This window comes from Nonomuraea roseola (genome assembly GCF_039535395.1).
GTDB classification, from domain to species: Bacteria; Actinomycetota; Actinomycetes; order Streptosporangiales; family Streptosporangiaceae; genus Nonomuraea; species Nonomuraea roseola.
In genome coordinates this window covers 1,730,676-1,755,949 of sequence record NZ_BAAAXC010000015.1, presented here as the reverse complement: position 1 = coordinate 1,755,949, position 25,274 = coordinate 1,730,676, and the positions used below count along the sequence as shown (strand labels likewise).

Sequence of the window (25,274 nt, the reverse complement as noted above, 5' to 3'; positions counted from 1 at the left end):
GGACTTTTCCCATGCCGAAGATCCTGGAGTTCGAAGAGGACGCACGGCGCGCTCTCGAGCGTGGCGTCAACGCCCTCGCGGACGCAGTCAAGGTGACCCTGGGCCCGCGCGGCCGCAACGTGGTCATCGACAAGAAGTTCGGTGCGCCGACGATCACCAACGACGGTGTCACCATCGCCCGTGAGATCGAGCTCGAGGCGCCTTACGAGAACCTCGGCGCCCAGCTCGCCAAGGAAGTGGCGACCAAGACCAACGACATCGCGGGTGACGGCACCACCACCGCGACCGTCCTGGCCCAGGCCATGGTCCGCGAGGGCCTGCGCAACGTGGCGGCCGGCGCCTCCCCGCTGTCGCTCAAGCGCGGCATCGACCTGGCCGCCAAGGCCGTCAGCGAGAAGCTGCTGGCCACCGCGAGGCCGGTCGAGGACAAGAAGGAGATCGCAAATGTCGCGACGATCTCCGCTCAGGACGCCAAGATCGGCGAGCTGATCGCCGAGGCGTTCGACAAGGTGGGCAAGGACGGTGTCATCACCGTCGAAGAGTCCAACGCCATGGGCATGGAGCTCGAGTTCACCGAGGGCCTGCAGTTCGACAAGGGTTACCTGTCGGCCTACATGGTCACCGACCCCGAGAGGATGGAGTCGGTCCTCGAGGACCCCTACATCCTGATCCACCAGGGCAAGATCGCCTCCATCGCCGACTTCCTGCCGCTGCTCGAGAAGGTCGCCCAGACCAAGAAGCAGCTGCTGGTCATCGCCGAGGACGTCGAGGGCGAGGCCCTGGCCGTCCTGGTGACCAACAAGATCCGCGGCACCTTCACCTCCGTCGCCGTCAAGGCGCCCGGCTTCGGTGACCGCCGCAAGGCCATGCTGCAGGACATCGCGATCCTGACCAACGGCCAGGTCGTCAGCGAGGAGATCGGCCTCAAGCTCGACCAGGTCGGCCTCGAGGTGCTCGGCAGCGCCCGCCGCGTCGTCGTCACCAAGGACGCCACCACGATCGTGGACGGCGCCGGTGAGGCGCAGGCGATCGAGGACCGCGTCAAGGAGATCAAGCTCGCCATCGAGCAGTCCGACTCCGACTGGGACCGCGAGAAGCTCCAGGAGCGTCTGGCGAAGCTGTCGGGCGGCGTCTGCGTGCTGCGCGTCGGCGCGGCCACCGAGGTGGAGCTCAAGGAGAAGAAGCACCGCCTCGAGGACGCGATCTCCGCGACCCGCGCCGCGATCGAGGAGGGCATCGTCTCCGGCGGTGGCTCCGCGCTGATCCACGTCTCCAAGGACCTCGACGACCTCGGTCTGTCCGGCGACGAGGCCACTGGCGTGGGCGTCGTCCGCCGCGCGCTGGCCGAGCCCGCCCGCTGGATCGCGGAGAACGCCGGCCTCGAGGGCTACGTCGTCACCCACAAGGTCTCCGAGCTGCCCGTCGGTCACGGCCTCAACGCCGCGACCGGTGAGTACGGCGACCTGGTGGCGCAGGGCGTCATCGACCCGGTCAAGGTCACCCGCTCGGCCGTGCAGAACGCCGCGTCCATCGCCGGCATGCTGCTCACGACCGAGGTGCTCGTGGTGGACAAGCCCGAGGATGAGGCCCCGGCCGCCGGTGGTCACGGCCACGGTCACGGCCACGGTCACTAGATCGGTCTGTGTGGAAGGGCCCGTGCCTTGCTGCGCGGGCCCTTTCGCTTTGCCCGGGACCCGTTCTGCCCGGGACCCGTTCTGCCCGGGACCGTTCTGCCCGGGACTCGTTCTGCCCGGGACTCGCTTCGCCCGGGCGGCTCTGCCCCGGCAGGGCGGGCTGGCTCTGCCAGGGCGGGGGGCTCCCGCCACGACGGGGTCACGAGAGCGAGGTCCTGAACCGGGCGCGGTAGGCCGAGGGGGTGACCCCCAGGTGGCGGAGGAAGGCCCTGCGCAGGGACTCGTCGCTGCCCATCCCCGAACGCACGGCGGCCGCCGTGACCGTCTCGCCCGAGTCGAGGAGCGACTGGGCGGCCTCCAGCCGTACGGACTCCACGTAGGCGGCGGGCGTGCGGCCCACGCGCTCGTGGAACAGCCGCGTCAGGTGGCGGACGCTGACGCCCGCCCTCGCGGCCATCGCCTGCAGCGAGTGGTCGGCCCCGGGGTCGGCCGCCACCTGGTCCAGCAGCCCGCGCAGCGGGTCGTGCCTGGGGCGCGGCGTGCGCGAGGCCACCGAGAACTGCGACTGCCCACCCGGCCGTTGCAGGAACACCACCAGATCGCGGGCCACCTCCCTGGCCAGGTCGGCGCCCATGTCCTGCTCGACCATCGCCAGCGACAGGTCGATGCCCGCGCTCACCCCCGCCGAGGTGAGCACCTCGCCCGACCGCACGTAGATCGCGTCGGGCTCCACCTCGATCGCGGGATAGCGGGAGGCCAGCGTCGCGGCGTGCCGCCAGTGGGTGGTGGCCCGCCTGCCGTCCAGGAGCCCCGCCTCCGCCAGCACGAACGCGCCCGTGCACACAGAGGCCACCCGCCGCGCGCTGACCGCTGAGACCGCCTCCAGCAGTTCCTCGCGGACACCGTGGGCCGGCAGGCCGGGCGAGCCTGGCACCACCAGCGTGTGGGCGCTCGTCACGGGCGGCTCGGCCAGCAGGCTGACGCCGGTCGAGGTGGTCACGGGCCCGCCCCCTGGAGAGCAGAGCCGCACCCTGTACGGCGCGCCGAACCCGGCCGCGGTGCCGAACACCTCCAGCGGCGCGGTCACGTCCATCAGCCGGACGCCGGGGTAGGCCAGGATCACGATGTCCATATCTGAGGGATTCTAGTCACGATGGACATGGCAGCGGCGTGGCCGCCGCTGGAAGCCTGGACACATGACAGGGCGCGCCGCCCCGTCATTCTCGCTGGCCCTCGTAGCTGGAGGTTTGTCATGTCCCGTCCGCCTGTTCCGCCTTTCACGGAGACCGACGCGCTGGCCAAGGTCCAGGCCGCCGAAGACGCGTGGAACACCCGCGACCCCGCGCGGGTCGCCCTGGCCTACACGCCCGACTCCGTCTGGCGCAACCGCGACGTCTTCCTCACGGGCAGGGAGGAGATCGAGAGCTTCCTGGCGGGGAAGTGGGCCAAGGAGCTGGACTACGCCCTGCGCAAGGAGCTCTGGGCCTTCGGCGACGACAGGATCGCGGTGCGCTTCCAGTACGAGTGGCGCGACGCCTCTGGGCGGTGGTGGCGCAGCTACGGCAACGAGCTGTGGGAGTTCGACGCCGAGGGGCTGATGAGGCGGCGCGAGGCCAGCATCAACGACGTGTCGATCACCGAGGAGGAGCGGCGCATCCACGGCGCCAGGCCGGAGGCTGAGCGCGGGGTGCCGTTCCCTCTCGCCTAGATGCGCATGAGCCGCAAAGAACAGCGAGTTGCCCGAAAATGACCCTTATTCCGGTAAACCGAACGCGTTCGTAAAGCGTCCACGAGTCTGACAAGTGTCGCGCATTTCCGCTAATCGCGTGAAATATTGTCTCACACTGAAAGGCTTAGTGTCGTCACTCGATTACGGCCCGTTATCGTCGCCTCAATGTGACCAATCCGTAGCCGTTCGCTATGACGACAGGCAGGATGAGTGCGGGCATCATGCCTAACGTGAGCGAGGGAAGCGTCGCCGACGCCAAAATTGGGGTAAGGCTAGCGTCGAGACTTCCGGCACGATCGGATGAGTCCGACCTTCGGGAACTGACGAGCCTCGCCGTCCAGGGGGATCGCAGTGCGATCGAATCTCTGCTCGGGGAGCTCCGCCCGATGGTGGTGCGCTATTGCCGGGCGCGCCTTGGAAGGGTTTCAGGGCAATATCACATTGCAGATGATGTGGCGCAGGAAGTGTGCATCGCCGTTCTGTCCGCACTGCCGCGCTACCGCGACATGGGGCGTCCGTTCGCCTCGTTCGTCTTCGGGATCGCCTCGCACAAGGTGGCCGACGCACTGCGCAGTTCGGTGCGCTCGGCCGTCCCGACCCAGGACCTGCCCGACGGTCCCGACGAGGGGCCGGGGCCCGAGGAGACGGTGGTCCGCTACATCGAGGTCGAGCAGGCCCGCAGGCTGCTGTCCAGGCTGCCCGACAACCAGCGCGAGTTGCTGCTGCTACGGGTGGTGTCAGGGCTGTCGGCCGAGGAGACCGGTAATGTACTCGGCATGTCACCAGGAGCGGTTCGGGTCGCCCAGCACAGGGCGCTGGCCCGGTTGCGGCAGATGGCCGAGCTGGAGTCGATCGCTTGACCGAGGAGGAGAGCGACGCGCTTCTCGACGCGTTGTCACGGGGTGAGCCGCCGCCCGGGTGGGATCAGGCCGCCAGGCTGTTGGCGGCGCTGGTCGAGGACGTCGGTCAGTGCCGTTCCTCGGTGTCGATGACACCGTCGACGTAGCCCCTGGCGTACTCCCAGCTCACGTAGTCGGACGGGTCGGGGTGGAAGGCGGGCTCGTGCACCTGCGGCTGGCCGTTCTCGATCATCTGGCGGAGGTTGCCGCGCAGCAGCTCCCAGTCGAAGAAGTGCTGCTCGGAGCATTCGGGACAGTCGAGGACGAGGCCGAGCACCCCCTGCGGCTCGAGCAGCGAGCGGAAGACCTCGACGTCGGCGAGGTCGGTGATGGCCTCGTCGCGTTCGGCCGCGGTCAGCGGCTCGGCGTCGTCGAGGTCGCCCAACGCCGAGCTTGGATCGTTCGGGTCGTCCGCGAACGGGTCCGGTGGCACGTCTTCCAGCACCTTCCCACCATATGACTGATGGGCGGCTCTACGTGAGCCATCCTCTGCGCGCGGCCTCGACGCCCGCGTGGAAGCGCGACTGGGCCCCGAGTTCGGCCATCGCGTCGGCGAACCTGGCGCGGACCGTGCGCACGGACACCCCGAGATGGCGCGCGATGGAGTCGTCGCACATGCCCTGCGCGGCCAGCCTGAGCACCTGCACGACGCCGTCGGCCTTGCGGCCCCACGGCAGCGGCATCGCCCTCGCCCACAGCTCCTCGAACAGCGAGCGCAGCACGCCGACCACGATCGGCGCCCGCACGACGTAGAAGTTGTAGGCGTGGTCGGGCAGGTTGCCTCCCCAGGTGGCGGGCAGGCCGGCCACGCCCGCGCCGGCGGTCATGAACCAGCTGGGCACCCTGTCGAGGGTGCGCACCTGCCCGCCGGTCTCGATCAGGCGGCCGAGCTGGTCGCGCACGCCGGGCAGCGGAAGCGTCGCCACGGGGATGATCGCGCGCAGCCTCAGCAGGCCGCGCCGCTGCGCGTCGACCCACGGGTCGGCGAACTTCCTCGCGAAGTCGATCATGGTTCGTTCGTCGGGGATGGCGGTGAGCAGCTCCATGGGCGTGGGCGACTGGACGGCGATGCCGACGACGCTCTCGTAGAGGATGTCGGCGCCGCTGACCTGCTCGACGGTGAAGGGGCCGCTCTGGTAGTCGCGCCCGGCGTCGTAGTCGCGGATCAGGTGGCGGATGGAGCCGAGCGCGGAGTCGATGCGGCGGCTCTCCTCGGCCAGCAGGTCGAGGCGCTCGGCGATCAGCCTGCCGAGCGCGGCGGCGGGGTGGCGGGCGAGGTAGTGACCGGACTGCTCGTCGATGACGCCCAGCCGCACGAGATCGTTCAGTTGCCTCCCGACGGTCTCGACAGGGCCGTCCATGGCTGCCGCGAGCTCGCTCAAGGTGGCCCTGTGCAGTCTCAGCACCGCCGTGTACAGCGCGGTCTGTGCCGGATCGAGGCCGAGGGTCTCGAGGGGGTCGGGCATGGTGCTGGAGTCATTGCGCATGTGCTGTGCTCCGTAGAGGGGACACGGGCGTGCCGCGAGGATAACCCGGAGACAGGGCCCTGTCCCGCCCTTGCGACGACTCCTCCACGACAGGTGCAACTTCGTGCAATTGCACGTTTGCACATTGCGGTGTGCCACGGCGTAACGCAGCATTAACCCAGCGTCGGCACTCTGACAGCGAGCAGCGCCGCCACTTGGACGCGGAGGGGGGTTCGGTGGCATCCAGCGCCTCGCCTGAGGCTGCCGGTGGCCGGGGAACCGGGACGGATCACCGACCGTCCCGGTTCCTCGGCACTTCGATGCTTGGAGGACGACGGACCGTGGGGGTCATCGTCCTCCAGACCCGCCCAGATCCTTTTGGCCGCACCCACTAAACTTGCTGCGTACAAGCAGGGATGGCGGCTGGAGGGGTCACGGCATGTCCAAATTCACTGAAACGGGGCTCACGTTCGACGACGTGTTGCTCGTTCCCGCATATTCGGACATGGCGCCGGGAGACGCGAACACCACCACCAGGCTCTCGCGTGGCATCAGCCTGTCCATCCCGCTGGTCTCCGCCGCGATGGACACCGTGACCGAGGCCCGCATGGCGGTGGCGATGGCCCGTCAGGGCGGCATCGGCATCCTGCACCGCAACCTGTCCATCGAGGAGCAGGCCCAGCAGGCCGACCTGGTCAAGCGCTCCGAGGCGGGGATGGTCACCAATCCGGTGACCTGCTCGCCCGACGACACCCTCGCCGACGTCGAGCGGCTGTGCGCCACCTATCGCATCTCCGGCGCCCCTGTCACCGACGACGCCGGTGTGCTCGTCGGCATCGTCACCAACCGCGACATGCGCTACGAGAGCGACCAGAGCCGCACGGTGCGCGAGGTCATGACCGCGATGCCGCTGGTCACCGCGCCCGTCGGGGTCTCGCGCGACGACGCGTTCTCGCTGCTCAAGGCCAACAAGATCGAGAAGCTGCCGCTCGTCGACGGTCAGGGCAGGCTGCGCGGCCTCATCACCATCAAGGACTTCACCAAGAGCGAGCAGTACCCGCTCTCCACCAAGGACGCCGACGGCCGCCTCGTGGTCGGCGCGGCGATCGGTGTCGCGGGCGACGCCGAGCAGCGCGCGCAGGCCCTGCTCGACGCGGGGATCGACGTCATCATCGTCGACACCGCCCACGGCGACTCCAAGGGCGTCGGCGACATGATCGCCAAGATCAAGGCCAACAGCCACGGCATCGACGTGATCGGCGGCAACGTCGCCACCCGCGCGGGCGCGCAGCTGCTGATCGACGCGGGCGCCGACGCCGTCAAGGTCGGGGTCGGCCCCGGCTCCATCTGCACCACCCGCGTGGTCGCGGGCGTGGGCGCTCCGCAGATCACCGCCATCCACCAGGCGGCGCTGGCCTGCGGCCCCGCGGGCGTCCCGCTGATCGGCGACGGCGGCCTGCAGTACTCGGGCGACATCGTCAAGGCGATCGCGGCGGGGGCCGACACGGTCATGCTCGGCTCGCTGCTGGCCGGCTGCGAGGAGTCGCCGGGCGACCTGATCTTCATCAACGGCAAGCAGTTCAAGTCCTACAGGGGCATGGGCTCGCTCGGCGCGGTCCGCAACCGCGAGCGCGGCGGCACCTCCTTCAGCAAGGACCGCTACGGTCAGGACGAGGTCAGCTCCGAGGACAAGTACATCCCCGAGGGCATCGAGGGGCAGGTCCCCTACCGCGGCCCCGTCTCCGCCGTCACCTACCAGCTCGTCGGTGGCCTCCACCAGGGCATGTGGTACGCCGGATGCCGCACGATCCCCGAAATGCACAAGCGCAGCCAGCTCATGCCGATCACGTCGGCCGGCCTCAAGGAAAGCCACCCGCACGACATCCAGATGACGGTCGAAGCTCCGAACTATCACAGAAGGTAATTTTTTTGATGACTCAGGTGGAGATCGGCCGCGGCAAGACCGGCCGCCGTGCCTACGCGCTCGACGAGATCGGCCTGGTGCCGTCGCGGCGCACCCGCGACCCGGAGGAGGTCTCGATCGCCTGGCAGATCGACGCCTACCGGTTCGAGCTGCCCGTCGTGGTCGCGCCCATGGACAGCGTGGTCTCGCCCGCCACGGCGATCGCGATCGGCAGGCTCGGCGGTCTCGCGCCGCTCGACCTGGAGGGCCTCTGGACGCGCTACGAGGACCCCAGCCCGCTGCTTGAGGAGTGCGCCTCCCTCGACATCGAGGCGGCCACGCGCAGGCTCCAGGAGATCTACACGGCTCCGATCAAGGAGGAGCTGATCGGGCGCAGGATCCAGGAGATCCGCGACGCGGGCGTGACCACCGCGGTCCGGCTGTCGCCCCAGCGCACCGTGCAGTTCCACAAGACGGTCATCGACGCGGGCGTCGACATCTTCGTCATCCGCGGCACGACGGTCTCGGCCGAGCACGTGTCGAGCAAGGCCGAGCCGCTCAACCTCAAGCAGTTCATCTACGAGCTCGACGTGCCGGTGATCGTCGGCGGGTGCGCCACCTACACCGCCGCGCTGCACCTGATGCGCACGGGCGCGGCGGGCGTGCTGGTCGGCTTCGGCGGCGGGGCCTCGCACACCACGCGCAACGTGCTCGGCGTCGCCGTGCCGATGGCCACGGCGATCTCCGACGTGGCGGCGGCGCGCCGCGACTACCTCGACGAGTCGGGCGGCCGCTACGTCCACGTGATCGCCGACGGCGGCATGGGCACCTCGGGCGACATCGCCAAGGCCATCGCCTGCGGCGCCGACGCGGTGATGGTGGGCTCGCCGCTGGCCAGGGCCTCCGAGGCCCCCGGGCACGGCTTCCACTGGGGTTCGGAGGCGCACCACCCCGACCTGCCGCGCGGGCGCCGCGTGGAGTTCGGCACGGTCGGCACCCTGGAGCAGATCCTGCACGGGCCCTCCAGCGTGGCCGACGGCTCGATGAACCTCATGGGCGCGCTCAAGCGGACCATGGCCTCCACGGGCTACTCCGACATCAAGGAGTTCCAGCGCGTCGAGGTGGTCGTGGCGCCCGTCCAGCGCTGACCCGCCCGTACCCAGCGAGACCCGCACCGCCGTACGCGGTGCGGGTCTCGTCGTCTGACGGGAGGATGCGCCGTCGTCCCATGACGGGCCCCGTCCGTCATGCCGTTCGCGCCGTGGCGGCGGGGCGCGAGCGGCGCGTCCGGTCTCATGCCCTGCCGTACCAGGTGACCCTGGCACCGGGTCTCGGACGTGGTCGGCGTGAACAGCGTGGGCCTGAACTCGCCGGAGAAGGCGGGGACGCCCGGCTCCTAGAATCCCTCGCCATGGATCTTCAGAACACGCATGCGGTCTCGGTGGTGGGCGAGGCGGTCACCAAGCGGTTCACCGACGGGGCGCAGGGCGCGGCGGAGCGCGAGTGGCTGGCGCTGACCCTGCTGGCCGAACACGCGCCGGGCCTCGCGCCCGAGCCGATCGCCCTGGAGCCCGGCGTGGTGGTGATGTCGAGGCTGGAGGGGACGCCGTTGCGGGGTCTGACGCTCGGGCAGGCGCAGCTGAAAGGTCTGGCCGAGGCGCTCGGGGCGATGCACGAGGCGGTGCCCGCCCGGGTCCTCGACGGCCTGCCCGAGCGGCCATGGCAGGTCGTTGCGCTGGCCGCGCAGGTGCGCGAGTGGTGCGCCCGGTGGCGGCCCAGGGGCTCGCGGGCCGATCTGGCGGTGAGCGAGGGCGCCCGCTGGCTGGACGGCTGGCGGCCAGGCACCGCGGGCGCGCGACCCGCCTTCGGCGCGGGAGACGGCAACCTGGCCAACTTCCTCTGGGACGGCACGCGCGTCCGGATCGTGGACTTCGAGGACTCAGGCAGGAGCGACAGGGCCTTCGAGCTGGCGGAGCTGGCCGAGCACGTGTCGGCGTGGGTCGACGGCGAGGTGGACGTCCTGGCCTGCGTCGAGCTCGACCGCGAAGAGGCGGCACGGGTGCGCGAGTGCCGCAGGCTGCAGGCGTTGATGTGGCTGTTCCTGCTGTCGGGCGAGGGCCCGCGCAACCCGCCGGGCACATTCGGACGGCAGGTCGAGCGGGTGCTGCGAGCGCTGGACTCCTGACAGGGCGCAGGTCAGCGGGTGCTGACAGGGCGCAGGTCAGCGGGTGCGCCTTCGCCTCGCCGTCACTCTCGCCGAGAGCCACGCCACCGCCGCGGCCCCCGCCAGCAGGGCCGCGCCGCTCATGACCGGCCCCCAGACCTGGCCGCCCTCCCGCCCGGCCTCCGCCGCCGCCGGAGACACCGCGGGAGACACCGCGGGAGACCCGGCGGGAGACCCGGCGGGAGACACCGCGGGAGATGATGCGGGGGGGCTCGCTGGGCGACACAGCGGGCGCCGGGCGGCCGAGGACGGTGAGCAGCTCCTTCGTGAGCGACTGCTCCGAGCCCTCCGGCGACACGGCCTCGTCACCCCTGCGCAGGGGGCCGCTCCCCGGCCTGAGCGCCACGTTCCCCGAGCAGAGCGAGGAGTGCAGCGTGGTGCCTGGATCTATCGAGAACAGCCCGCTGCCCATCGGCCCGTCGGAGGCGAACACGAGGTAGCGCGCCCCCTGCGCGAACCGGTAGCCGCAGGAGGCCGAGTCGGCGTTGGTCGCCACCTCGACCGTGGCCTGCCGCTCGCCCCTGTAGACCTGGTCCACCGCGAACGTCACCACGAAGGGCGGCCTCGGCCCGAGCGGCGAGCCGGGGAGCTGCCGCAGGCCGGTGACCGTCCCCGTGAACACCGAGGCCGCGTCGCCCACCGCCGCGCGGGGCTCGAAGGGCGCGCAGCTGCAGGCGCAGGCCGCACCCGCGGGGACCAGGAGGAATCCGGCGAGGACGGCCAGGAAGGCGAGCAGGCGCATGCCCCTTCACACGTATGCCGCCGCCTGCGGGTTCAGCCCAGCACGCCGAGCAGGTGGGTGACCTCGCGGGTCACGGCGTCGCGCCCGGCCTTGAGGTACTTGCGGGAGTCGACCACCTTGGGGTCGCCGGCCAGGTACTCGCGGACCGCTCCCGTGAACGCCTTGTTGAGGTGCGTGGCGATGTTGATCTTCTTCATGCCGTGCCGTACGGCGTCGCGCAGGTTGTCGTCGGAGACGCCCGAGGAGCCGTGCAGCACCAGCGGCACCGGCACCGCGGCGGCCAGCTCCGCGATCAGCGCGAGGTCGAGCACGGCGTCCTTGGTGGTCATCGCGTGCGAGGTGCCGACGGCGACCGCCAGGGCGTCCACGCCCGTGCGGGCGACGTAGTCGACGGCCTCGTGCGGCTTGGTGCGGGCCCCCGGGGCGTGCACGCCGTCCTTGCCGCCGACCTCGCCCAGCTCGGCCTCCACCCAGACACCGTGCGCGTGGCAGTGGGCGACGACCTCGGCCGTGGCCGCGACATTCTCCTCGTCGGGCAGCGCGGAGGCGTCGAACATCACCGAGCCGAGGCCCAGCGAGACGGCCTCCTCGACCAGCGCCCTGTCGGTGGCGTGGTCGAGGTGGACGGCGACGGGCACCGCCGCGCGCCTGGCCACGGCGAGCGAGGCGAGCGCGACGGGCTCGAGGGCGCCGTGGTAGCGGACGGCGTTCTCGCTGATCTGGAGCACCACGGGCGCGCCGGCCGCCTCGGCGCCCGCGACGATGGCGGTGGCGTGCTCCAGCTGGATCACGTTGAACGCGCCGACTCCTGCCTTCGCGTGGTGGACGATCTCGGCGATTCCGACGAGAGGCATGGTGCTCCTTAAGCGATGACGATCTGGGGGTGGATGGCGTCGAACACGTCGCGGTCGAACTCGCCCGCCACCGGCGCGGCGACGGCGGCGGCGCCCAGCGCCGCGGCCCTGCGCAGCCGTTCGGGCCAGGGCGAGCCGTCGGCCAGGCCCAGCGCGAGGCCCGCCACCAGCGCGTCGCCCGCGCCGGTCGGGTTGCCCTCGACCCTGTACGGCATGCGCGCCCTGAACGTCCCCTCGGGGGTGATGGCGTGCAGGCCGTCCTCGCCCATGGAGACCACGACCGAGCCCGCGCCCCGGGCGATGAGCGCCTGCGCGCCGCCCTCGGGGAAGGCGCGGGCCAGCTCGTCCTTGTTGGGCTTGACGATCGTGGGGCGGCCCTTCGGCGCGTGGCGCAGCGGCTCGCCGTCGGCGTCGACGATCGTGGGGACCTCGGACAGGTCGGCGAGGGTGGCGTAGAAGTCGGAGGGGACGCCCCTCGGCAGGCTGCCGGAGACCACGACGACCTCGGCGCGCTTCGCCAGTTCCAGGAAGTCGGCCAGGAAGCGGTCGAGCTCGGCGGGGGTGACGTCGGGGCCCGGCTCGTTGAACAGGGCCGTGGTGCCCGAGTGGACCACCAGCGTGGTGCGGGAGTCGCCGCCGATGGGGGTGAGCGCGGACGGCAGGCCCGCCGCGTCGAGGTCGGCCCTGATGGCCTGGCCCGTGGGACCGCCCGCGAGGCCCGCCACCACGACCTCGCGGCCGAGGGCGGCGAGCACCCGCGCGACGTTGACGCCCTTGCCACCGGCACGCCTGTGCACCGCCGAGACGCGGTTCACCCCGTCCCAGTCGGCGTCGGGCACCTGGTAGGTGACGTCGAGGGCGGCGTTGAGCGTGACGGTGAGGATCATCAGGGCTCCGTGATCCAGGCGCCGCGCCGCATGACGCCGGCGACCTCGAGAGAGTCGTTCATGACGACCAGGTCGGCCGCCTTGCCCACGGCGATCGAGCCGATCGTGTCGTCGAGGCCGAGCACGCGGGCGGGCGTGAGTGAGGAGACCTCGACCGCCTCGGCCAGCGAGAGGCCGACCTGCTGGACGGCGCGGCGGAAGGCGACGTCCATGGTGAGCGTGCTGCCGGCGATCGAGCCGCCCTCGACCAGGCGGGCGACGCCGTCCTTGACGCTCACCTCCATCGAGCCGAGCACGTACGTGCCGTCGCCCATGCCGGTGGCCGCCATCGCGTCGGTGATCAGCACCGTGCGCTCGGGGCCTGCCACGGTGTAGGCCAGGCGGAGCATGGCCGGGTGGACGTGCACGCCGTCGTTGATGAGCTCGATCGTGACGCGCTCGTCCTCGAGCAGCGCCGCGATGGGGCCGGGCGTGCGGTGGCCGAGCGGGGGCAGCGCGTTGTACAGGTGGGTGGCCACCCGCGCGCCCGCGTCGATGCCGGCGATCGTCTGCTCGTAGGTGGCGTCGCTGTGACCGAGCGCGGCGATGACGCCCTCGGCCGCCGCCGTACGGATGGTGTCGAGCGCGCCAGGCAGCTCGGCGGCGATGGTCAGCATGCGCACGTGCCCGCGCCCCGCCTTGACCAGCCCGCCGAACTCCTCGGGGTCGGGACGGCGCAGCAACTTGGGGTCGTGGGCGCCGCAGCGCGCCTTGGAGATGTAGGGGCCCTCGAAGTGGATGCCCGCGAGGATCCCGTCGTCGCACAGGTCGGCGAGGGAGGAGGTGGCCGAGGCGATGTCCTCGACCGACCCCGTCACCAGGCTGGCGACCATCGTGGTGGTGCCGTGTCTCTCGTGGAGCGCGACAGCGTCACGCGCCTTGTCCTGCTCACCAGTCGGAAAGGACCCGCCCGCGCCGCCATGGTTGTGGATGTCGACGAAGCCGGGGACGACGAGTCGTCCCGCCAGGCTGTGGCCCGTTCGGGGGGCGGGTCCGTGGCCCACATGCGTGATGCGGCCGTCTTCGATGGTCAGCCACCCGTCGTGAACTCCCTCAGGGGTCGCGATACGGGCGTCGGCGAGAGTAAGGCTCATGAAGAAAGAATCACAGATCGCGTGAGGTGCATCGGCTCGTCGGGGTCGAGTCCGCGGGCGAAGGCGCGCGCGACGGCCACCCGCTGGGCGCGGATCAGCTCGGCCATCGGGTCGAGCGAGGTCTCGAAGAACGTGCCGCCGGTGGCCTCGACCTGCTGGCGCAGGCCCTCGGGCGCGGTGCCGAGCATCCAGGTGACGCGGCCGGGACCCGCGATGCTGATCGGGCCGTGGCGGTACTCCATCGCGGGGTAGGCCTCGGTCCACGACCTGGAGGCCTCGCGCATCTTCAGCGCGGCCTCCTGGGCCAGGCCGACGGACCAGCCCGCGCCGAGGAAGCTGAACTGCTCGGCCTCGACCAGCTCGGCGGCCAGCGGCGAGGCGACGGCCTCGGAGGCGTCGGCGATGGCCTTGGTGAGGTCCTCGCCGAGGCTGGCGCGCAGCAGCGCGAGCTGGGTGGTGGCGAAGCGGGTCTGGACGACCGACCGCTCGTCGGCGTAGTCGAGCACGATGACCTGGTCGGCCAGCGTCATGACGGGGGTGTTCGGGTCCGCGGTGATGGCCGTGGTCTTGGCGTCGACCCTGCCGAGCAGGTCGAGGACCTCGGTGGTCGTGCCCGAGCGCGTCAGCGCGAGCACCCTGTCGTAGGAACGGCCCAGCGGCGCCTCCGACGCGGCGAAGGCGTCGGTCTCGCCCAGCCCCGCCTGCTCGCGCAGCGTGGCGTAGGCCATCGCGATGAACCAGGAGGTGCCACAGCCGACGACGGCGACCCGCTCGCCCGGCTGGGGCAGGGCGTCGGCCGGGATGTTCTCGACGGCGCGTTGCCAGCAGCTGGGCTGGGACGCGATCTCGGCCTCCGTGTGGGTGGTCAAGGCATTCCTCCCGATTGTGTTTGTTTCTGCTCTTTTTATATCAGAATGGAGCACGACTGTGCAGTGCTGGTCGTGCGGTCCTCGGTTGTGTCACGCTTGCCTTCATGAGCCGTTATGACCGATGGAACTCGATTCTCGAACTGCTCGCGCAGGAGGGACGGCTCTCGGTCGAGGACGCTGCCGAAGCGCTCGACGTCTCCACCGCGACGATCCGCCGCGACTTCGATCAACTGGCCCAGCAGCAGATGCTCATGCGCACGCGCGGGGGCGCGGTCGCGCAGAGTGTCAGCTACGACCTGCCGCTGCGCTACAAGACGGCGAGGCACGCCGACGAGAAGCACCGCATCGCCGCCGCGGCGGCCGAGTTGGTCTCTCCCGGCGCCGTGATCGGCATGAACGGCGGCACCACCACCTCCGAGCTCGCGCGCTCCCTCGCCACCCGCTCCACGCTGGAGGCCGGGTTCACGATCGTCACCAACGCGCTGAACATCGCCTCCGAGCTCACCGTCCGCCAGCACGTGAAGATCGTCGTGACCGGCGGGGTGGCCAGGCCGCAGTCCTACGAGCTCATCGGGCCGCTGGCCGGAGGCGTGCTCGAGCAGGTGACGCTCGACGTGGCCTTCCTCGGCGTCGACGCGATCGACGTCGAGCTCGGCGCCTCCGCGCACCACGAGGGTGAGGCCTCGGTCAACAACCTGCTCATCAGCAGGGCCGCCCAGGTCGTCGTCGTGGCCGACTCCTCCAAGGTCGGCAGGCGCGCCTTCGCCAGGATCTGCCCGATCGACAGGATCGACACGCTCGTGACCGACGAGCGGCTCCCGGACGAGCATGTCGGCCGACTCAGCGAGGCGGGCGTGAAGGTGATCCGCGCGTGAGGCGTGCCGTCCGAAAGCGGGTACGTTCGAAGTCATGACGGCGAACATCGGATCCGCCCGGCTCGGCCCCGCCGAGAGATCGGCCGCGCTGGCCGCGATGGCGGAACGAGAGCTGGACGTGGTCGTCGTGGGCGGCGGCGTGGTCGGCGCGGGAGTCGCGCTCGACGCGGTCACCCGCGGCCTGTCCGTCGGGCTGGTCGAGGCGCGCGACTTCGCCTCGGGCACCTCCTCTCGCTCGTCCAAGCTGATCCACGGCGGCCTGCGCTACCTGGAACAGCTCAACTTCGAACTCGTCAGGGAGGCGCTGCAGGAGCGCGCGCTGCTGCTGCAGCGGATCGCCCCCCACCTCGTACGGCCGGTGCCGTTCCTCTTCCCGATGACGCACTTCGGCTGGGAGCGTCCCTATGTCGGGGCAGGGGTGGCGCTCTACGACACGCTCGCCTTCGCCTCGGGGATGTCCAGAGGGGTGCCAGGGCACCGCCACCTGTCGAGGAGCAGGGCGCTGCGCCTTGCCCCCGCGCTGAAGCGCACCGCCTTCACCGGCGCCGTGCAGTACTGGGACGCGCAGGTCGACGACGCCCGCTACGTGATGACCATGCTCCGCACCGCGGCGGCCTACGGCGCCTTCGTGGCGCCGCGCGCCCAGGTGGTCGGCTTCCTGCGCGAGGGCGAGCGGGTCACCGGGGTGCGCGTGCGCGACCTCGAGAACTCCACCGAGGTCGAGATCAGGGCCAGGCAGGTCGTCAACGCCACAGGGGTGTGGACCGACGACATCCAGGAGCTGGTCGGCGGGCGGGGGCAGATCCACGTCCGCGCCTCCAAGGGCATCCATCTGGTGGTGCCGCGCGACCGCATCCACTCGCTCACCGGCATCATCCTGCGCACGGAGAAGTCCGTGCTGTTCGTCATCCCGTGGGGCAGGCACTGGATCATCGGCACCACCGACACCGAGTGGACCCTCGACAAGGCCCATCCCGCCGCCTCCAAAGTCGACATCGACTACCTGCTCGACCACGTCAACGCGGTGCTCTCGGTGCCGCTGACCAGGGACGACGTCGAGGGCGTCTACGCGGGCCTGCGTCCCCTGCTGTCGGGTGAGTCCGAGGAGACCTCCAAGCTGTCGCGTGAGCACGTGGTGGCCCACCCCGTGCCTGGCCTGGTGATGATCGCCGGTGGCAAGTACACGACCTACAGGGTGATGGCCAGGGACGCCGTCGACGCCGTGGCGCACGGGCTGGACCAGCGCGTGCCCCGCTCCTGCACCGACAGGATCCCGCTGGCGGGGGCCGAGGGCTACCAGGCGCTGTGGAACGCCCGTCACCGGCTCGCGCACAACTCGGGTCTGCATGTGGCCCGCATCGAGCACCTGCTCCAGCGCTACGGCTCGCTCATCGAGGAGGTGCTCGAGCTGGTCGAGCACGACCGCTCGCTGGCCCGCCCGCTCAACGGGGCCGACGACTACCTCCGCGCGGAGATCGTCTACGCCGCCAGCCACGAGGGGGCGCGCCACCTCAACGACGTGCTGACCAGGCGCACGCACATCTCCATCGAGACCTTCCACCGCGGGCTCGCCGTGGCGCAGGAGGCCGCCGAACTGCTGGCGGGGCCGCTGGAGTGGGACGGCGACCAGGTGAAGAGGGAGGTCGAGTACTTCACCAAGCGGGTGGAGGCCGAGCGGCTGTCCCAGGAGCAGGACACCGATCATGAGGCCGACGCGATCCGCCTGGGCGCCCCCGAGATCGTCCCCGTCGCGCTGCCGACCTGAGGGTCACGCGTACTGCGGGTCCGCCTTGACGATCTTGCCGTTCGCCCAGGTGAAGTCGTGTGGGCGCGCCGGCCGTGGGTCATGGACAGCATCATGGGAAGCGTGCCCCGATGCTGTCCAAGACCTGCTTCATAACCCCCTGGTTATGGTCAGCTGAGCGGGATCCAGGACTGCTCGTCCAGCGTGTTCAGGTCGTTGACCTTGATGCCCGCCTGCGAGAGCGTCCACAGCGAGTCGCCGATCACCATCGAGCGCTGGATGCCGGGCTGGAAGCTGTGGTCGCCCTCCTTGATCTTCGGGTGCGTGATGGTGCCGACCTTGGTGACCTCGGTGTCGGAGATCTTCAGCACCATCGCCCCCGAGTCGGTCTGGTTCTCGCGGTAGCTGCTCACCGGGATGACGGCGGCGCCGGTCTTGGGCCAGTACAGAAACGCGTGCGGGTCCCATTCGGCCTCGGAGCCCGAGTCCTTCTGGAACAGCTGGGACAGCCTTCGGGGCGCGGCCGGATCGCTGACGTCGAACAGCGAGACCTGGGTGCCGAGCGTCCTGCCCTTCTCGCTGGCCTCCTGCCCGAGCCCGATGAGACGGCCGTCGCCGGCGGGGTGGAGGTAGGCCGAGTACCCGGTGATCTTGAGCTCGCCCGTGACCTTGGGCGCGGCAGGGTCGCGCAGATCGAGGGTGTAGAGGGGGTCCACCTGCCTGAAGGTCACGACGTAGCCGACAGGGCCGATGAAGCGGACGGAGTAGATGCGCTCGTCCTTGCCGAGGCCGCCGACCTCGCCGAGCTTGGCCAGGGTGTCGGCGCGCAGCACGTAGACGGCGCTCGAGCTGGTCTTCTGGTCGGCCAGGGTGGTGGCGATGCGCAGGTTGCCCTCGTGCTCCGACATCGAGTACTGGTTCAGCAGCCTGCCGGGGACCTTGCCCGAGGCGACGTACTTCGGCGCGCCTGGGCGGCTGATGTCGAAGCGGTGGACCTCGGTCTCCTCCGGCGGGATGACGGGGGAGCTGGTGGGCGCCACCGGCTCCGTGGGCGTCACCGGCTCCGTGGGCGCCACCGGCTGCGTGGGCGGGACGGCGGGCGAGGGGTCGGACGAGGTCGGCTCCTCGGCGGGCGCCAGGCCGGAGCCCGAGGAGGTGCCGGAGGTGGAGGTGGAGGCGGGAGGGGCCGAGGCGGTCGCCGAGGGCGCGGGCTCCACGGGGGTGTCCATCACCGGGGGGTCGACAGGGACGGGGAACCACCAGCGGGGGTTGCTGGTCACGTACAGGCTGGTGCCGGTGCCGTAGACGGTGTCGCCGTCGGCCGCGACGCTGATCGGGTTGGCCGCCGAGGCCGCCAGGTCCTGCGTCAGGTCGATCGAGTGGACGGTCAGCAGCGACGTCCCCGTGTAGTTCTCCGGGTGGCTGACCCGCTCGCACGGCACCGTTTCCTCGCGGGACGGGCCCGCCGCGCCGGTGATCGTGAACTTCGGCAGCCACGCGGAGATGGGGGCTCGCCGGACGACGTCCTGGTTGACCTTGAGCCGCTCGGCGCTCGACACGTCCTCGCGGGCCTGGGGGAAGACGATGTCGGGCTGGCTGCGCACGACCAGCCGTACCGTCGAGCCCACCAGGCGGGCGTCCACGTGCATGCCGTTCGGCTCGATGGTGCCGAGCAGCTTGGGCTGCTCGGCCGAGAGGTCCACGAGCGCGTACTGCGGGCCGCCCTGGGGCGCGAAGGCGCGCTTGGCGACCGCGCCGAAGGGGATGCCGCCACCGTTGAACAGCACCAGCGCCCGGTCGCCCGACACCAGCAGGTCGCCCGCCACCCACTTCTCCTTGGCCAGTTCGAGCGTGCCCGTGACCTTCCTGGTCGCGGCGTCGATGACGCGCAGCTTGCCGTTGCTGACCGTGATGACCCTCTTGCCGTCGGTCTTGACCAGGTCGGGCTCGTCGACGCCCTGCTCGTGCACGTTCGTCGTCGAGTGCTCGGCCGCGCCCGCGTTGTCCCGCGTCGCCTCGGGCACGGCCTTGCTCGCCATGTCCGCGCGCTCCATGTACATGATCTGGGGGCCGCCGAGCCCCCACTCCGTGACGCTCTTGGCGGTGTTCTCGCGCAACCCGGAGAGCATGTCGTCGCAGCCGTCGTAGGAGACCAGCTTCACGTCGCTCAGGTCGAGCGGAGCGGCCGCCGGTGGCGCGGTGACGGATGAGGAGCAGGCGGCGGTCGCCGTCGCGAGGGCCGCGGCGGTCAGTGCCGTCCGGATCAACGTCTTCATGCCTCCTACACGCGTGCCCGCTCCGAACGGTTCACGGGGATCTCGTGAAGGTCGGGCTGTATCCGACGCCGTCGGGGATGTCGACCAGCGTGCGGATCTCCTTTCCTGTGAAGTCGATGACCTCGATCCTGTCCTTGGCGGCGTTGTCGAGCTCCCAGCAGTAGAGGTGGGTCTCGTCGTACCAGCCGAGGAGCTTGTCGCAGGAGGTGGAGATCATGTGCCGCCGCTCGCCCGAGCGGCTGTCCCACACGCACAGCTCGCCGTCGGGGCACTCCGTGGCGAAGCTCGCGCCCGAGGGGGAGAAGATGTCCTGGGTCCCGGCCGGCAGGTCGCCGATGTCGCGCACGTCGCGCAGCCTTCTGCCGGAGGCGTCGAAGAACCTGAGGTCCGAGCCGTACTGGTTGACCACGCCCTCGCCGCGGCCGTCCCAGCCGAAGGAGTTCTCCGTGGTGCCGGGCACGTCGGCCATGGCGAGCTTGCCCGTGGCCACGTCGATGATGGCGAAGCCGGGGTAGACCCAGTCGTCGCCCTTGGAGCGCTCGATGTTGAGCAGAATCTTGGAGCCGTCGTTCGACCAGGCGCGGATGCTGCTGATCAGCGGCTCCTTCACGGTCTTGACGGTCGTCTTCCTGCCGGTCCGCCTGTCGGTGATGAAGATGGCGTCGTACTTGTCGGAGGTGTAGTCCTTGCCGCGCTCGGCGAGCAGGCGCCCGTCGGGGGAGAGCAGGGTCTCCCAGTTGTCCTCGTAGCGGGAGAAGCTTCCGGTCAGCGTCTTCCTGGCGTAGTTCACCCACTCCTTGGCCTTCTTGTCGTAGACCTCGTAGCTGGTGAGCCTGATCGGGTCGCCAGGACGCTCGTAGACGGTGGCCTGCGTGCCGAGCAGCCGCTGCCTGGACGGGCTGGCCGTGGGGCTGGGCGTGATCCGGGCGCTCTTCGTGGGGGAGGGCGTGCGCTCACTTGTCCGTACGGCCGGCGAGTCCGCCGCGAGGTCGACCAGCCGCCCCCACGGCACCACCACGGCGGCCACCACGACCAGCAGCGCGGCGACCCCCGCCGACAGCCCGACCACCAGCCCCGTCCTCTTCCGCCGCGGCGGCGGGTGGATCGTGGAGCGGAACTCGGGGGCATGGAACGGCCCCTGCGGCGCTCCGTGGTGGCCGGGCTGCTGCCGCAGCAGCCGCATGATGGCCTGCTCGGCCGTGGGCCGCAGCGAGGGATCCTTCGACAGGCACGCGTGCACCACCTCGCGCAGCGGCTCGTCGAGCTCCGAGACGTCGGGCGGCGCGTTCAGCACCCTGTTGATCACCGCGGGCATCGTGTCGCTGCCGAAAGGGGGACGCCCCGAGGCCGCGTAGGCGATCGTGCACGCCCACGTGAACATGTCGGCGGCAGGGCCCACCTGATGCCCGAGCAACTGCTCGGGAGCCATGAACGACGGCGTGCCCACGGGCGACGAGGTGATCGTCGAAGTGGCGTTCAGCGCCCTGGCGATGCCGAAGTCGATCACTCGGGGGCCGTCGGGCGCGATGATCACGTTGGCCGGCTTGAAGTCGCGGTGCACGATCCCCGCCTGGTGGATCGCGGCCAGGGCGGTGGCGGTCGCGATGGCCAGGCGGTGCAGCGCGGGCCCGGAGCGCGGGCCATGCTCCTGGACGACCCGCTGCAGGGTGGGTCCCTCGATGTACTCGCTGACGATGTAGGGCCTGTCGAGCTCGGAGCCCGTCGCCAGGACCTGCGCCGTGCAGAAGGCGGCCACCCGCCTGGCCACCTCGACCTCCCGCAGGAACCGCTCGGTGCTGACGGCGTCGCCCGGACGCAGCCACTTGATCGCCACGTGGGCGCCCACCGGGTCGGTGGCGAGGTAGACGACGCCCTGGCCGCCCTCGCCCAGCCTGCCCACGAGCGAGTAGCCGCCGAGTCTTGCGGGGTCTCCTGATCTGAGCGGATTGAAGGGCGCCATGACCGGAATTCTCCAGGGCCGCGATAACGGTTGAGCCACCGAATATTCTTCGAGGTATGCCGCACAGCCTGAGCCACGTCGTCTCCAGCGGGAGAACCCAGGAGATCATCGATCCCTTCACCGGCGAACCCATGGCCGCGATGCCGGTCTCCACGGCCGACGACGTGCGCGCGGCGCACGAGCGGGCGCGCGCCGCGCAGGAGGCGTGGGCCGCGCTGCCCGCCGCCGAGCGCGCCAGGCCGTTCCTGCGCCTGCACGACGCGATCCTCGACCGGCGCGCGGAGATCCTCGACATCGTCCAGCGCGAGACGGGCAAGGCCCGCAGGCACGCCTTCGAGGAGGTGCTCGACGTCGCGGGCTGCGCGCTCTACTACGCCCGCCGCGCCGCCGGGCTGCTGGCGCCCAAGGCGCGCAAGGGCATCTTCCCCGTGGCCACGAGGGTGATCGAGCTGCGCCACCCCAAGGGCGTGGTCGCGCTGATCTCGCCGTGGAACTACCCGCTCTCGCTGGGCGTGAGCGACGTCGTGCCCGCGCTGCTGGCGGGCAACGCGGTCGTCCACAAGCCCGACACCCAGACCTCCCAGTCCACGCTGTGGACCATCGACCTGCTGGTCGAGCTCGGGATGCCGCGCGAGATCTGGCAGGTCGTGCTCGGTGAGCCCGCCGACATCAGCGACGCGCTCATGGACGGCGCCGACTACGTCGCCTTCACCGGCTCCACCAAGGCCGGACGCAAGATCGCGGAGGAGGCGGCCAAGCGGCTCATCGGCTGCTCGCTCGAGCTCGGCGGCAAGAACCCGATGATCGTGCTGGACGACGCCGACCTCGACGTGGCCGCCCAGGGCGCCATCCGCGCCTGCTTCACCAACGCGGGCCAGCTGTGCATCTCCATCGAACGGCTCTACGTGCACGCGTCGGTCTTCGACGCCTTCGCCGACCGCCTGGTGCGCCAGGTCGGGGCGATGAAGCTCGGCGCCGGGCGCGACTGGTCGGTCCAGATGGGCTCGCTCACCTCGAGGCGTCAGCTCGACGGCGTCGTCGCGCACGTCACCGAGGCGGTGGACAAGGGCGCGAAGGTGCTGGCGGGCGGCAGGGCCCGTCCCGACCTCGGCCCGCTGTTCTACGAGCCGACCGTGCTGACCGGCGTCACCGAAGACATGGCGCTGTGCCGCAACGAGACCTTCGGCCCCGTGGTCAGCCTCTACCCCTACTCCACGGAGGAGGAGGTCGTCGCGCTGGCCAACGACACCATCTACGGGCTCAACGCCTCGGTGTGGACAGGCGACCCGGCGCGGGGCCGGGCGCTCGCCGCGCGCGTCAAGGCGGGCACCGTCAACATCAACGAGGGGTACGGCGCGGCCTACGCCTCCTACGACGCGCCCATGGGCGGCATGAAGGCCTCGGGCCTCGGCCGCAGGCACGGCGTCGAGGGCCTGCTCAAATTCACCGAGGTGCAGAACATCGCCACCCAGGCGTCATGGCTGGGCTTCGACCCGCCGATGGGCATGCCGTACGAGAAGTACGCCGACGTGCTGGCGGGGCTGCTCAAGACGATGAAGAAGCTGCGGCTCAAGTGAGCTTCGACGTCCTGGTCGTCGGCTCGGGCTTCGGCGGCAGCGTCTCCGCCCTGCGGCTGGCGGAGAAGGGGTACAGGGTCGGCGTCCTGGAGGCCGGCCGCAGGTTCGACGAGTCGACGCTGCCGAAGACCTCGTGGCGGGCGCGCGACTTCCTGTGGGCGCCATGGCTCGGGCTCAAGGGCATCCAGCGCATCCACGTGCTGGGCGGCCCCAAGGGCACCAGGGTCATGGTGCTGGCGGGAGCGGGCGTGGGCGGCGGCTCGCTCGTCTACGCCAACACGCTCTACGAGCCGCTCGAGCCGTTCTTCCTCGACCCGCAGTGGGCGGGCATCACCGACTGGAAGGCCGAGCTCGCGCCCTACTACGACCAGGCCAGGCGCATGCTCGGCGTGGTCGTGAACCCGACGCTGACCCGAGCGGACGAGGTCATGAAGAAGGTCGCCGCGCGCATGGGCGTCGCCGGCACCTTCAGGCCCGCGCCCGTCGGCGTCTACTTCGGCAAGGGCGGCGAGGACCCGTACTTCGGCGGAGCGGGCCCGCTGCGCGACGGCTGCGTCGAGTGCGGCGAGTGCATGACGGGCTGCCGCCACAACGCCAAGAACATGCTGACGAAGAACTACCTCCACCTCGCCGAGCGGGCGGGGGCGAAGGTCTATCCCGAGTGCACGGTCGTCTCGGTCAGGCCCGACGGCGACGGCTACCTGGTCACGGCGCACCGCACGGGGGCGCCGTGGCGGCGCCGTACGTTCAGGGCCGGGCAGGTGGTCTTCGCGGCGGGCACGTACGGCACCCAGCGCCTGCTGCACCGGCTGAAGTCGACCACCCTGCCCGGCCTCTCTCCGCGGCTGGGCGCGATGACCCGCACCAACTCCGAGGCGCTGCTCGGCTTCGAGCGGCTCTCCGCCGAAGGGCCCAAGCTCAACCACGGCGTCGCGATCACCTCCTCGATCCACCCCGACGCGCGGACCCACATCGAGCCCGTCCGTTACGGCGACGGCTCCAACGCCATGGGCCTGCTGCGCACGCTGCTGGTCGACGGCGACGGCTCGCGCCTGCGCGGCTTCGCCCGCCAGGTGGCCCGCGACCCGCTGACCGCGCTGCGCCTGCTGAACCTGCGCCGCTGGTCGGAGCGGACGCTCATCGCCCTGGTCATGCAGGCCAACGGCGACGCCATCACCACCAGGAGATCGCTGCTCGGCCTGCGCAGCGAGGGCGGGACGAACCCGACCTGGATCCCCGCGGGCCACGAGGCCGTACGGCACGCGGCCGAGGAGATCGGCGGAGTGCCCGGCGGGTCGTGGCTCGACCTGTTCGACACCCCCGCCACCGCGCACTTCCTCGGCGGCTGCGCCATCGGCGACTCCCCTGACAGCGGCGTCATCGACCCCTACCACCGGATGTACGGCTACGACGGCCTGCACGTCGTGGACGGATCGGCGGTCTCCGCCAACCTCGGCGTCAACCCCTCGCTCACCATCACCGCGCTGGCCGAGCGGGCGATGTCGTTCTGGCCGAACGCGGGCGAGCCCGATCCCAGGCCCGCCCCCGGCTCGCCGTACGTGACCCTCTCGCCGGTCGCGCCCGTGCGGCCGGCCGTTCCCGAGGCGGCTCCAGGGGCGCTCAGGCTGAAAGTGCTGTCATGAGCTGGAAGGCATGGGCGCTGGCCCTGCTGGACGAGCAGCAGGAGCCGACCCCGCTGGTGGAGTTCCCTGCGGGCGGGCCCGTCACGGTGCTGATGAAGGACGAGTCGGCCCATCCCACCGGCACCATGCGTCACAGGCACGCCAGGGCGCTGTTCCGCCAGGCGATCGCCGAAGGGCTGGTCACCGAGGGGACGACCGTGGTCGAGGCGACGGGAGGCAACGCCGCGGTGGCGCAGGCGTGGTTCGCCAGGCGGCTCGGCCTGGCGTACGTCGTGGTGATGCCGGGACAGCGCAGTGAGGAGCGGGCGCGCAGGGTGGAGGAGCTGGGCGGGGAGTGCAGGTTCGTCACGCCGCCGCTGGCGATCTACGAGGCGGCGCGCGAGATCGAGGGGCACTTCCTCGACCAGTTCGGCCGCGCGGCCGAGCACGATCTCGCCGACGAGCTGCTGGCGCAGGTCGAGCCCGACTGGGTGGTGGTCGGCGCGAACACCGGCGCCACCTCGGCCACGCTCGGCAGGCGCACCAGGGTGGCCGTGGCCGACCCCGAGAACTCCGCGTACTTCCCCGGCTGGACCCTCGACGCCGCCGACTACACGACGGGGATGCCCTCGCGGATCGAGGGGATCGGCAGGCCGCGGGTCGAGCCGGGCTTCAGGGGCGAGCTGGTCGACAGGGTGATCCCGGTGCCCGACGAGGAGAGCAGGGCTGCGGCGCGCACGATCGCCGAGGTGACGGGGCATCCGGTGGGCGACGCCTCGGGCACCGCTCTGGTCGCGGGGCTCAGGCTGGCCGAGCGCATGAAGGGCGGGCTGATCGTGACCGTGATCGGGGGAATACCCGCGAGCCGGTGAATGTCGTA

The 25,274-nt window shown here is 71.0% G+C and carries 21 protein-coding genes; 12 read left to right on the top strand and 9 right to left on the bottom strand.

Annotation, left to right across the window (positions count from 1 at the left end):
- The first annotated feature begins 11 nt into the window (after positions 1-11).
- Positions 12-1,634: a chaperonin GroEL gene (gene groL / locus ABFX55_RS31180; RefSeq protein WP_346126283.1), complete on the top strand. Its 1,623-nt coding sequence runs from the start codon at positions 12-14 to the stop codon at positions 1,632-1,634.
- A 199-nt stretch (positions 1,635-1,833) separates the two neighbouring features.
- Here the strand turns inward: groL and ABFX55_RS31175 are convergent, their stop codons facing one another.
- Positions 1,834-2,766, bottom strand: coding sequence for a GlxA family transcriptional regulator (locus ABFX55_RS31175; protein WP_346126282.1), 933 nt, complete (start codon positions 2,764-2,766; stop codon positions 1,834-1,836).
- Between the two features lie 120 nt (positions 2,767-2,886).
- On the opposite strand from ABFX55_RS31175, the gene ABFX55_RS31170 reads away from it, so the two are divergent.
- Both ABFX55_RS31170 and ABFX55_RS31165 read left to right on the top strand, forming a co-directional pair.
- Positions 2,887-3,342 (top strand): nuclear transport factor 2 family protein, encoded by a 456-nt coding sequence (locus tag ABFX55_RS31170; protein ID WP_346126281.1) that lies wholly within the window; start codon positions 2,887-2,889, stop codon positions 3,340-3,342.
- Between the two features lie 242 nt (positions 3,343-3,584).
- Complete coding sequence (locus ABFX55_RS31165) at positions 3,585-4,223, top strand: sigma-70 family RNA polymerase sigma factor (protein ID WP_346131320.1); 639 nt, start codon at positions 3,585-3,587, stop codon at positions 4,221-4,223.
- A 106-nt stretch (positions 4,224-4,329) separates the two neighbouring features.
- Here the strand turns inward: ABFX55_RS31165 and ABFX55_RS31160 are convergent, their stop codons facing one another.
- Positions 4,330-4,707: a DUF5319 domain-containing protein gene (locus tag ABFX55_RS31160; protein WP_183650746.1), complete on the bottom strand. Its 378-nt coding sequence runs from the start codon at positions 4,705-4,707 to the stop codon at positions 4,330-4,332.
- 28 nt (positions 4,708-4,735) lie between these two features.
- Complete coding sequence (locus ABFX55_RS31155) at positions 4,736-5,749, bottom strand: helix-turn-helix transcriptional regulator (RefSeq protein ID WP_183650744.1); 1,014 nt, start codon at positions 5,747-5,749, stop codon at positions 4,736-4,738.
- A 418-nt stretch (positions 5,750-6,167) separates the two neighbouring features.
- On the opposite strand from ABFX55_RS31155, the gene guaB reads away from it, so the two are divergent.
- The 4 genes from guaB (at position 6,168) to ABFX55_RS31135 (ending at position 10,295) form a co-directional block, all read left to right on the top strand.
- Entirely contained in the window at positions 6,168-7,652 is a 1,485-nt protein-coding gene (guaB, locus tag ABFX55_RS31150; protein ID WP_346126280.1) for an IMP dehydrogenase, read from the top strand.
- Positions 7,653-7,660: 8 nt separating this feature from the next.
- Positions 7,661-8,779 (top strand): GuaB3 family IMP dehydrogenase-related protein, encoded by a 1,119-nt coding sequence (locus ABFX55_RS31145; protein WP_183660218.1) that lies wholly within the window; start codon positions 7,661-7,663, stop codon positions 8,777-8,779.
- Positions 8,780-9,042: 263 nt separating this feature from the next.
- Positions 9,043-9,816: a phosphotransferase gene (locus tag ABFX55_RS31140; RefSeq protein WP_346126279.1), complete on the top strand. Its 774-nt coding sequence runs from the start codon at positions 9,043-9,045 to the stop codon at positions 9,814-9,816.
- Positions 9,817-10,121: 305 nt separating this feature from the next.
- Positions 10,122-10,295 (top strand): hypothetical protein, encoded by a 174-nt coding sequence (locus ABFX55_RS31135; RefSeq protein ID WP_346126278.1) that lies wholly within the window; start codon positions 10,122-10,124, stop codon positions 10,293-10,295.
- 334 nt (positions 10,296-10,629) lie between these two features.
- Here the strand turns inward: ABFX55_RS31135 and ABFX55_RS31130 are convergent, their stop codons facing one another.
- The 4 genes from ABFX55_RS31130 to ABFX55_RS31115 are packed head-to-tail and all read right to left on the bottom strand — an operon-like array spanning position 10,630 to position 14,340.
- Complete coding sequence (locus tag ABFX55_RS31130; protein ID WP_183650732.1) at positions 10,630-11,451, bottom strand: class II fructose-bisphosphate aldolase; 822 nt, start codon at positions 11,449-11,451, stop codon at positions 10,630-10,632.
- 8 nt (positions 11,452-11,459) lie between these two features.
- Positions 11,460-12,338, bottom strand: coding sequence for a 1-phosphofructokinase family hexose kinase (locus ABFX55_RS31125; protein WP_346126277.1), 879 nt, complete (start codon positions 12,336-12,338; stop codon positions 11,460-11,462).
- Positions 12,338-13,471 (bottom strand): N-acetylglucosamine-6-phosphate deacetylase, encoded by a 1,134-nt coding sequence (gene nagA, locus ABFX55_RS31120; protein WP_346126276.1) that lies wholly within the window; start codon positions 13,469-13,471, stop codon positions 12,338-12,340. Before nagA ends, ABFX55_RS31125 begins: the two co-directional genes overlap by 1 nt.
- Positions 13,468-14,340, bottom strand: a complete 873-nt coding sequence (locus tag ABFX55_RS31115; RefSeq protein ID WP_346126275.1) for an SIS domain-containing protein — start codon at positions 14,338-14,340, stop codon at positions 13,468-13,470. Before ABFX55_RS31115 ends, nagA begins: the two co-directional genes overlap by 4 nt.
- A 104-nt stretch (positions 14,341-14,444) precedes the next feature.
- On the opposite strand from ABFX55_RS31115, the gene ABFX55_RS31110 reads away from it, so the two are divergent.
- The gene (locus ABFX55_RS31110) at positions 14,445-15,215 is read left to right on the top strand and encodes a DeoR/GlpR family DNA-binding transcription regulator (RefSeq protein WP_344835549.1); all 771 of its coding nucleotides are present in this window, start codon (positions 14,445-14,447) and stop codon (positions 15,213-15,215) included.
- 34 nt (positions 15,216-15,249) lie between these two features.
- Positions 15,250-16,980 (top strand): glycerol-3-phosphate dehydrogenase/oxidase, encoded by a 1,731-nt coding sequence (locus ABFX55_RS31105; RefSeq protein ID WP_183650724.1) that lies wholly within the window; start codon positions 15,250-15,252, stop codon positions 16,978-16,980.
- Between the two features lie 149 nt (positions 16,981-17,129).
- Here the strand turns inward: ABFX55_RS31105 and ABFX55_RS31100 are convergent, their stop codons facing one another.
- Positions 17,130-19,235, bottom strand: a complete 2,106-nt coding sequence (locus ABFX55_RS31100; RefSeq protein WP_346126274.1) for a beta-propeller domain-containing protein — start codon at positions 19,233-19,235, stop codon at positions 17,130-17,132.
- Between the two features lie 31 nt (positions 19,236-19,266).
- Positions 19,267-21,195, bottom strand: coding sequence for a protein kinase domain-containing protein (locus ABFX55_RS31095; protein ID WP_346126273.1), 1,929 nt, complete (start codon positions 21,193-21,195; stop codon positions 19,267-19,269).
- 56 nt (positions 21,196-21,251) lie between these two features.
- On the opposite strand from ABFX55_RS31095, the gene ABFX55_RS31090 reads away from it, so the two are divergent.
- The 3 genes from ABFX55_RS31090 to ABFX55_RS31080 are packed head-to-tail and all read left to right on the top strand — an operon-like array spanning position 21,252 to position 25,266.
- Positions 21,252-22,772 (top strand): succinic semialdehyde dehydrogenase, encoded by a 1,521-nt coding sequence (locus ABFX55_RS31090; RefSeq protein ID WP_346126272.1) that lies wholly within the window; start codon positions 21,252-21,254, stop codon positions 22,770-22,772.
- Positions 22,769-24,415 carry a GMC oxidoreductase gene (locus tag ABFX55_RS31085; protein ID WP_346126271.1) on the top strand — a complete coding sequence of 549 codons (1,647 nt, stop codon included), beginning with the start codon at positions 22,769-22,771 and terminating at the stop codon, positions 24,413-24,415. Before ABFX55_RS31090 ends, ABFX55_RS31085 begins: the two co-directional genes overlap by 4 nt.
- The gene (locus ABFX55_RS31080) at positions 24,412-25,266 is read left to right on the top strand and encodes a PLP-dependent cysteine synthase family protein (protein WP_346126270.1); all 855 of its coding nucleotides are present in this window, start codon (positions 24,412-24,414) and stop codon (positions 25,264-25,266) included. Before ABFX55_RS31085 ends, ABFX55_RS31080 begins: the two co-directional genes overlap by 4 nt.
- Positions 25,267-25,274 lie beyond the last annotated feature (8 nt).

Coding starts and splice junctions, on each gene's coding strand:
- ABFX55_RS31095 (WP_346126273.1), bottom strand. CDS start 21,195: ATGGCGCCCTTCAATCCGCTCAGATCAGGAGACCCCGCAAGACTCGGC.
- ABFX55_RS31080 (WP_346126270.1), top strand. CDS start 24,412: ATGAGCTGGAAGGCATGGGCGCTGGCCCTGCTGGACGAGCAGCAGGAG.
- groL (WP_346126283.1), top strand. CDS start 12: ATGCCGAAGATCCTGGAGTTCGAAGAGGACGCACGGCGCGCTCTCGAG.
- ABFX55_RS31170 (WP_346126281.1), top strand. CDS start 2,887: ATGTCCCGTCCGCCTGTTCCGCCTTTCACGGAGACCGACGCGCTGGCC.
- ABFX55_RS31165 (WP_346131320.1), top strand. CDS start 3,585: ATGCCTAACGTGAGCGAGGGAAGCGTCGCCGACGCCAAAATTGGGGTA.
- ABFX55_RS31090 (WP_346126272.1), top strand. CDS start 21,252: ATGCCGCACAGCCTGAGCCACGTCGTCTCCAGCGGGAGAACCCAGGAG.
- ABFX55_RS31145 (WP_183660218.1), top strand. CDS start 7,661: ATGACTCAGGTGGAGATCGGCCGCGGCAAGACCGGCCGCCGTGCCTAC.
- nagA (WP_346126276.1), bottom strand. CDS start 13,471: ATGAGCCTTACTCTCGCCGACGCCCGTATCGCGACCCCTGAGGGAGTT.
- ABFX55_RS31140 (WP_346126279.1), top strand. CDS start 9,043: ATGGATCTTCAGAACACGCATGCGGTCTCGGTGGTGGGCGAGGCGGTC.
- ABFX55_RS31105 (WP_183650724.1), top strand. CDS start 15,250: ATGACGGCGAACATCGGATCCGCCCGGCTCGGCCCCGCCGAGAGATCG.
- ABFX55_RS31130 (WP_183650732.1), bottom strand. CDS start 11,451: ATGCCTCTCGTCGGAATCGCCGAGATCGTCCACCACGCGAAGGCAGGA.
- ABFX55_RS31110 (WP_344835549.1), top strand. CDS start 14,445: ATGAGCCGTTATGACCGATGGAACTCGATTCTCGAACTGCTCGCGCAG.
- ABFX55_RS31125 (WP_346126277.1), bottom strand. CDS start 12,338: ATGATCCTCACCGTCACGCTCAACGCCGCCCTCGACGTCACCTACCAG.
- ABFX55_RS31155 (WP_183650744.1), bottom strand. CDS start 5,749: ATGCGCAATGACTCCAGCACCATGCCCGACCCCCTCGAGACCCTCGGC.
- ABFX55_RS31100 (WP_346126274.1), bottom strand. CDS start 19,235: ATGAAGACGTTGATCCGGACGGCACTGACCGCCGCGGCCCTCGCGACG.
- ABFX55_RS31175 (WP_346126282.1), bottom strand. CDS start 2,766: ATGGACATCGTGATCCTGGCCTACCCCGGCGTCCGGCTGATGGACGTG.
- guaB (WP_346126280.1), top strand. CDS start 6,168: ATGTCCAAATTCACTGAAACGGGGCTCACGTTCGACGACGTGTTGCTC.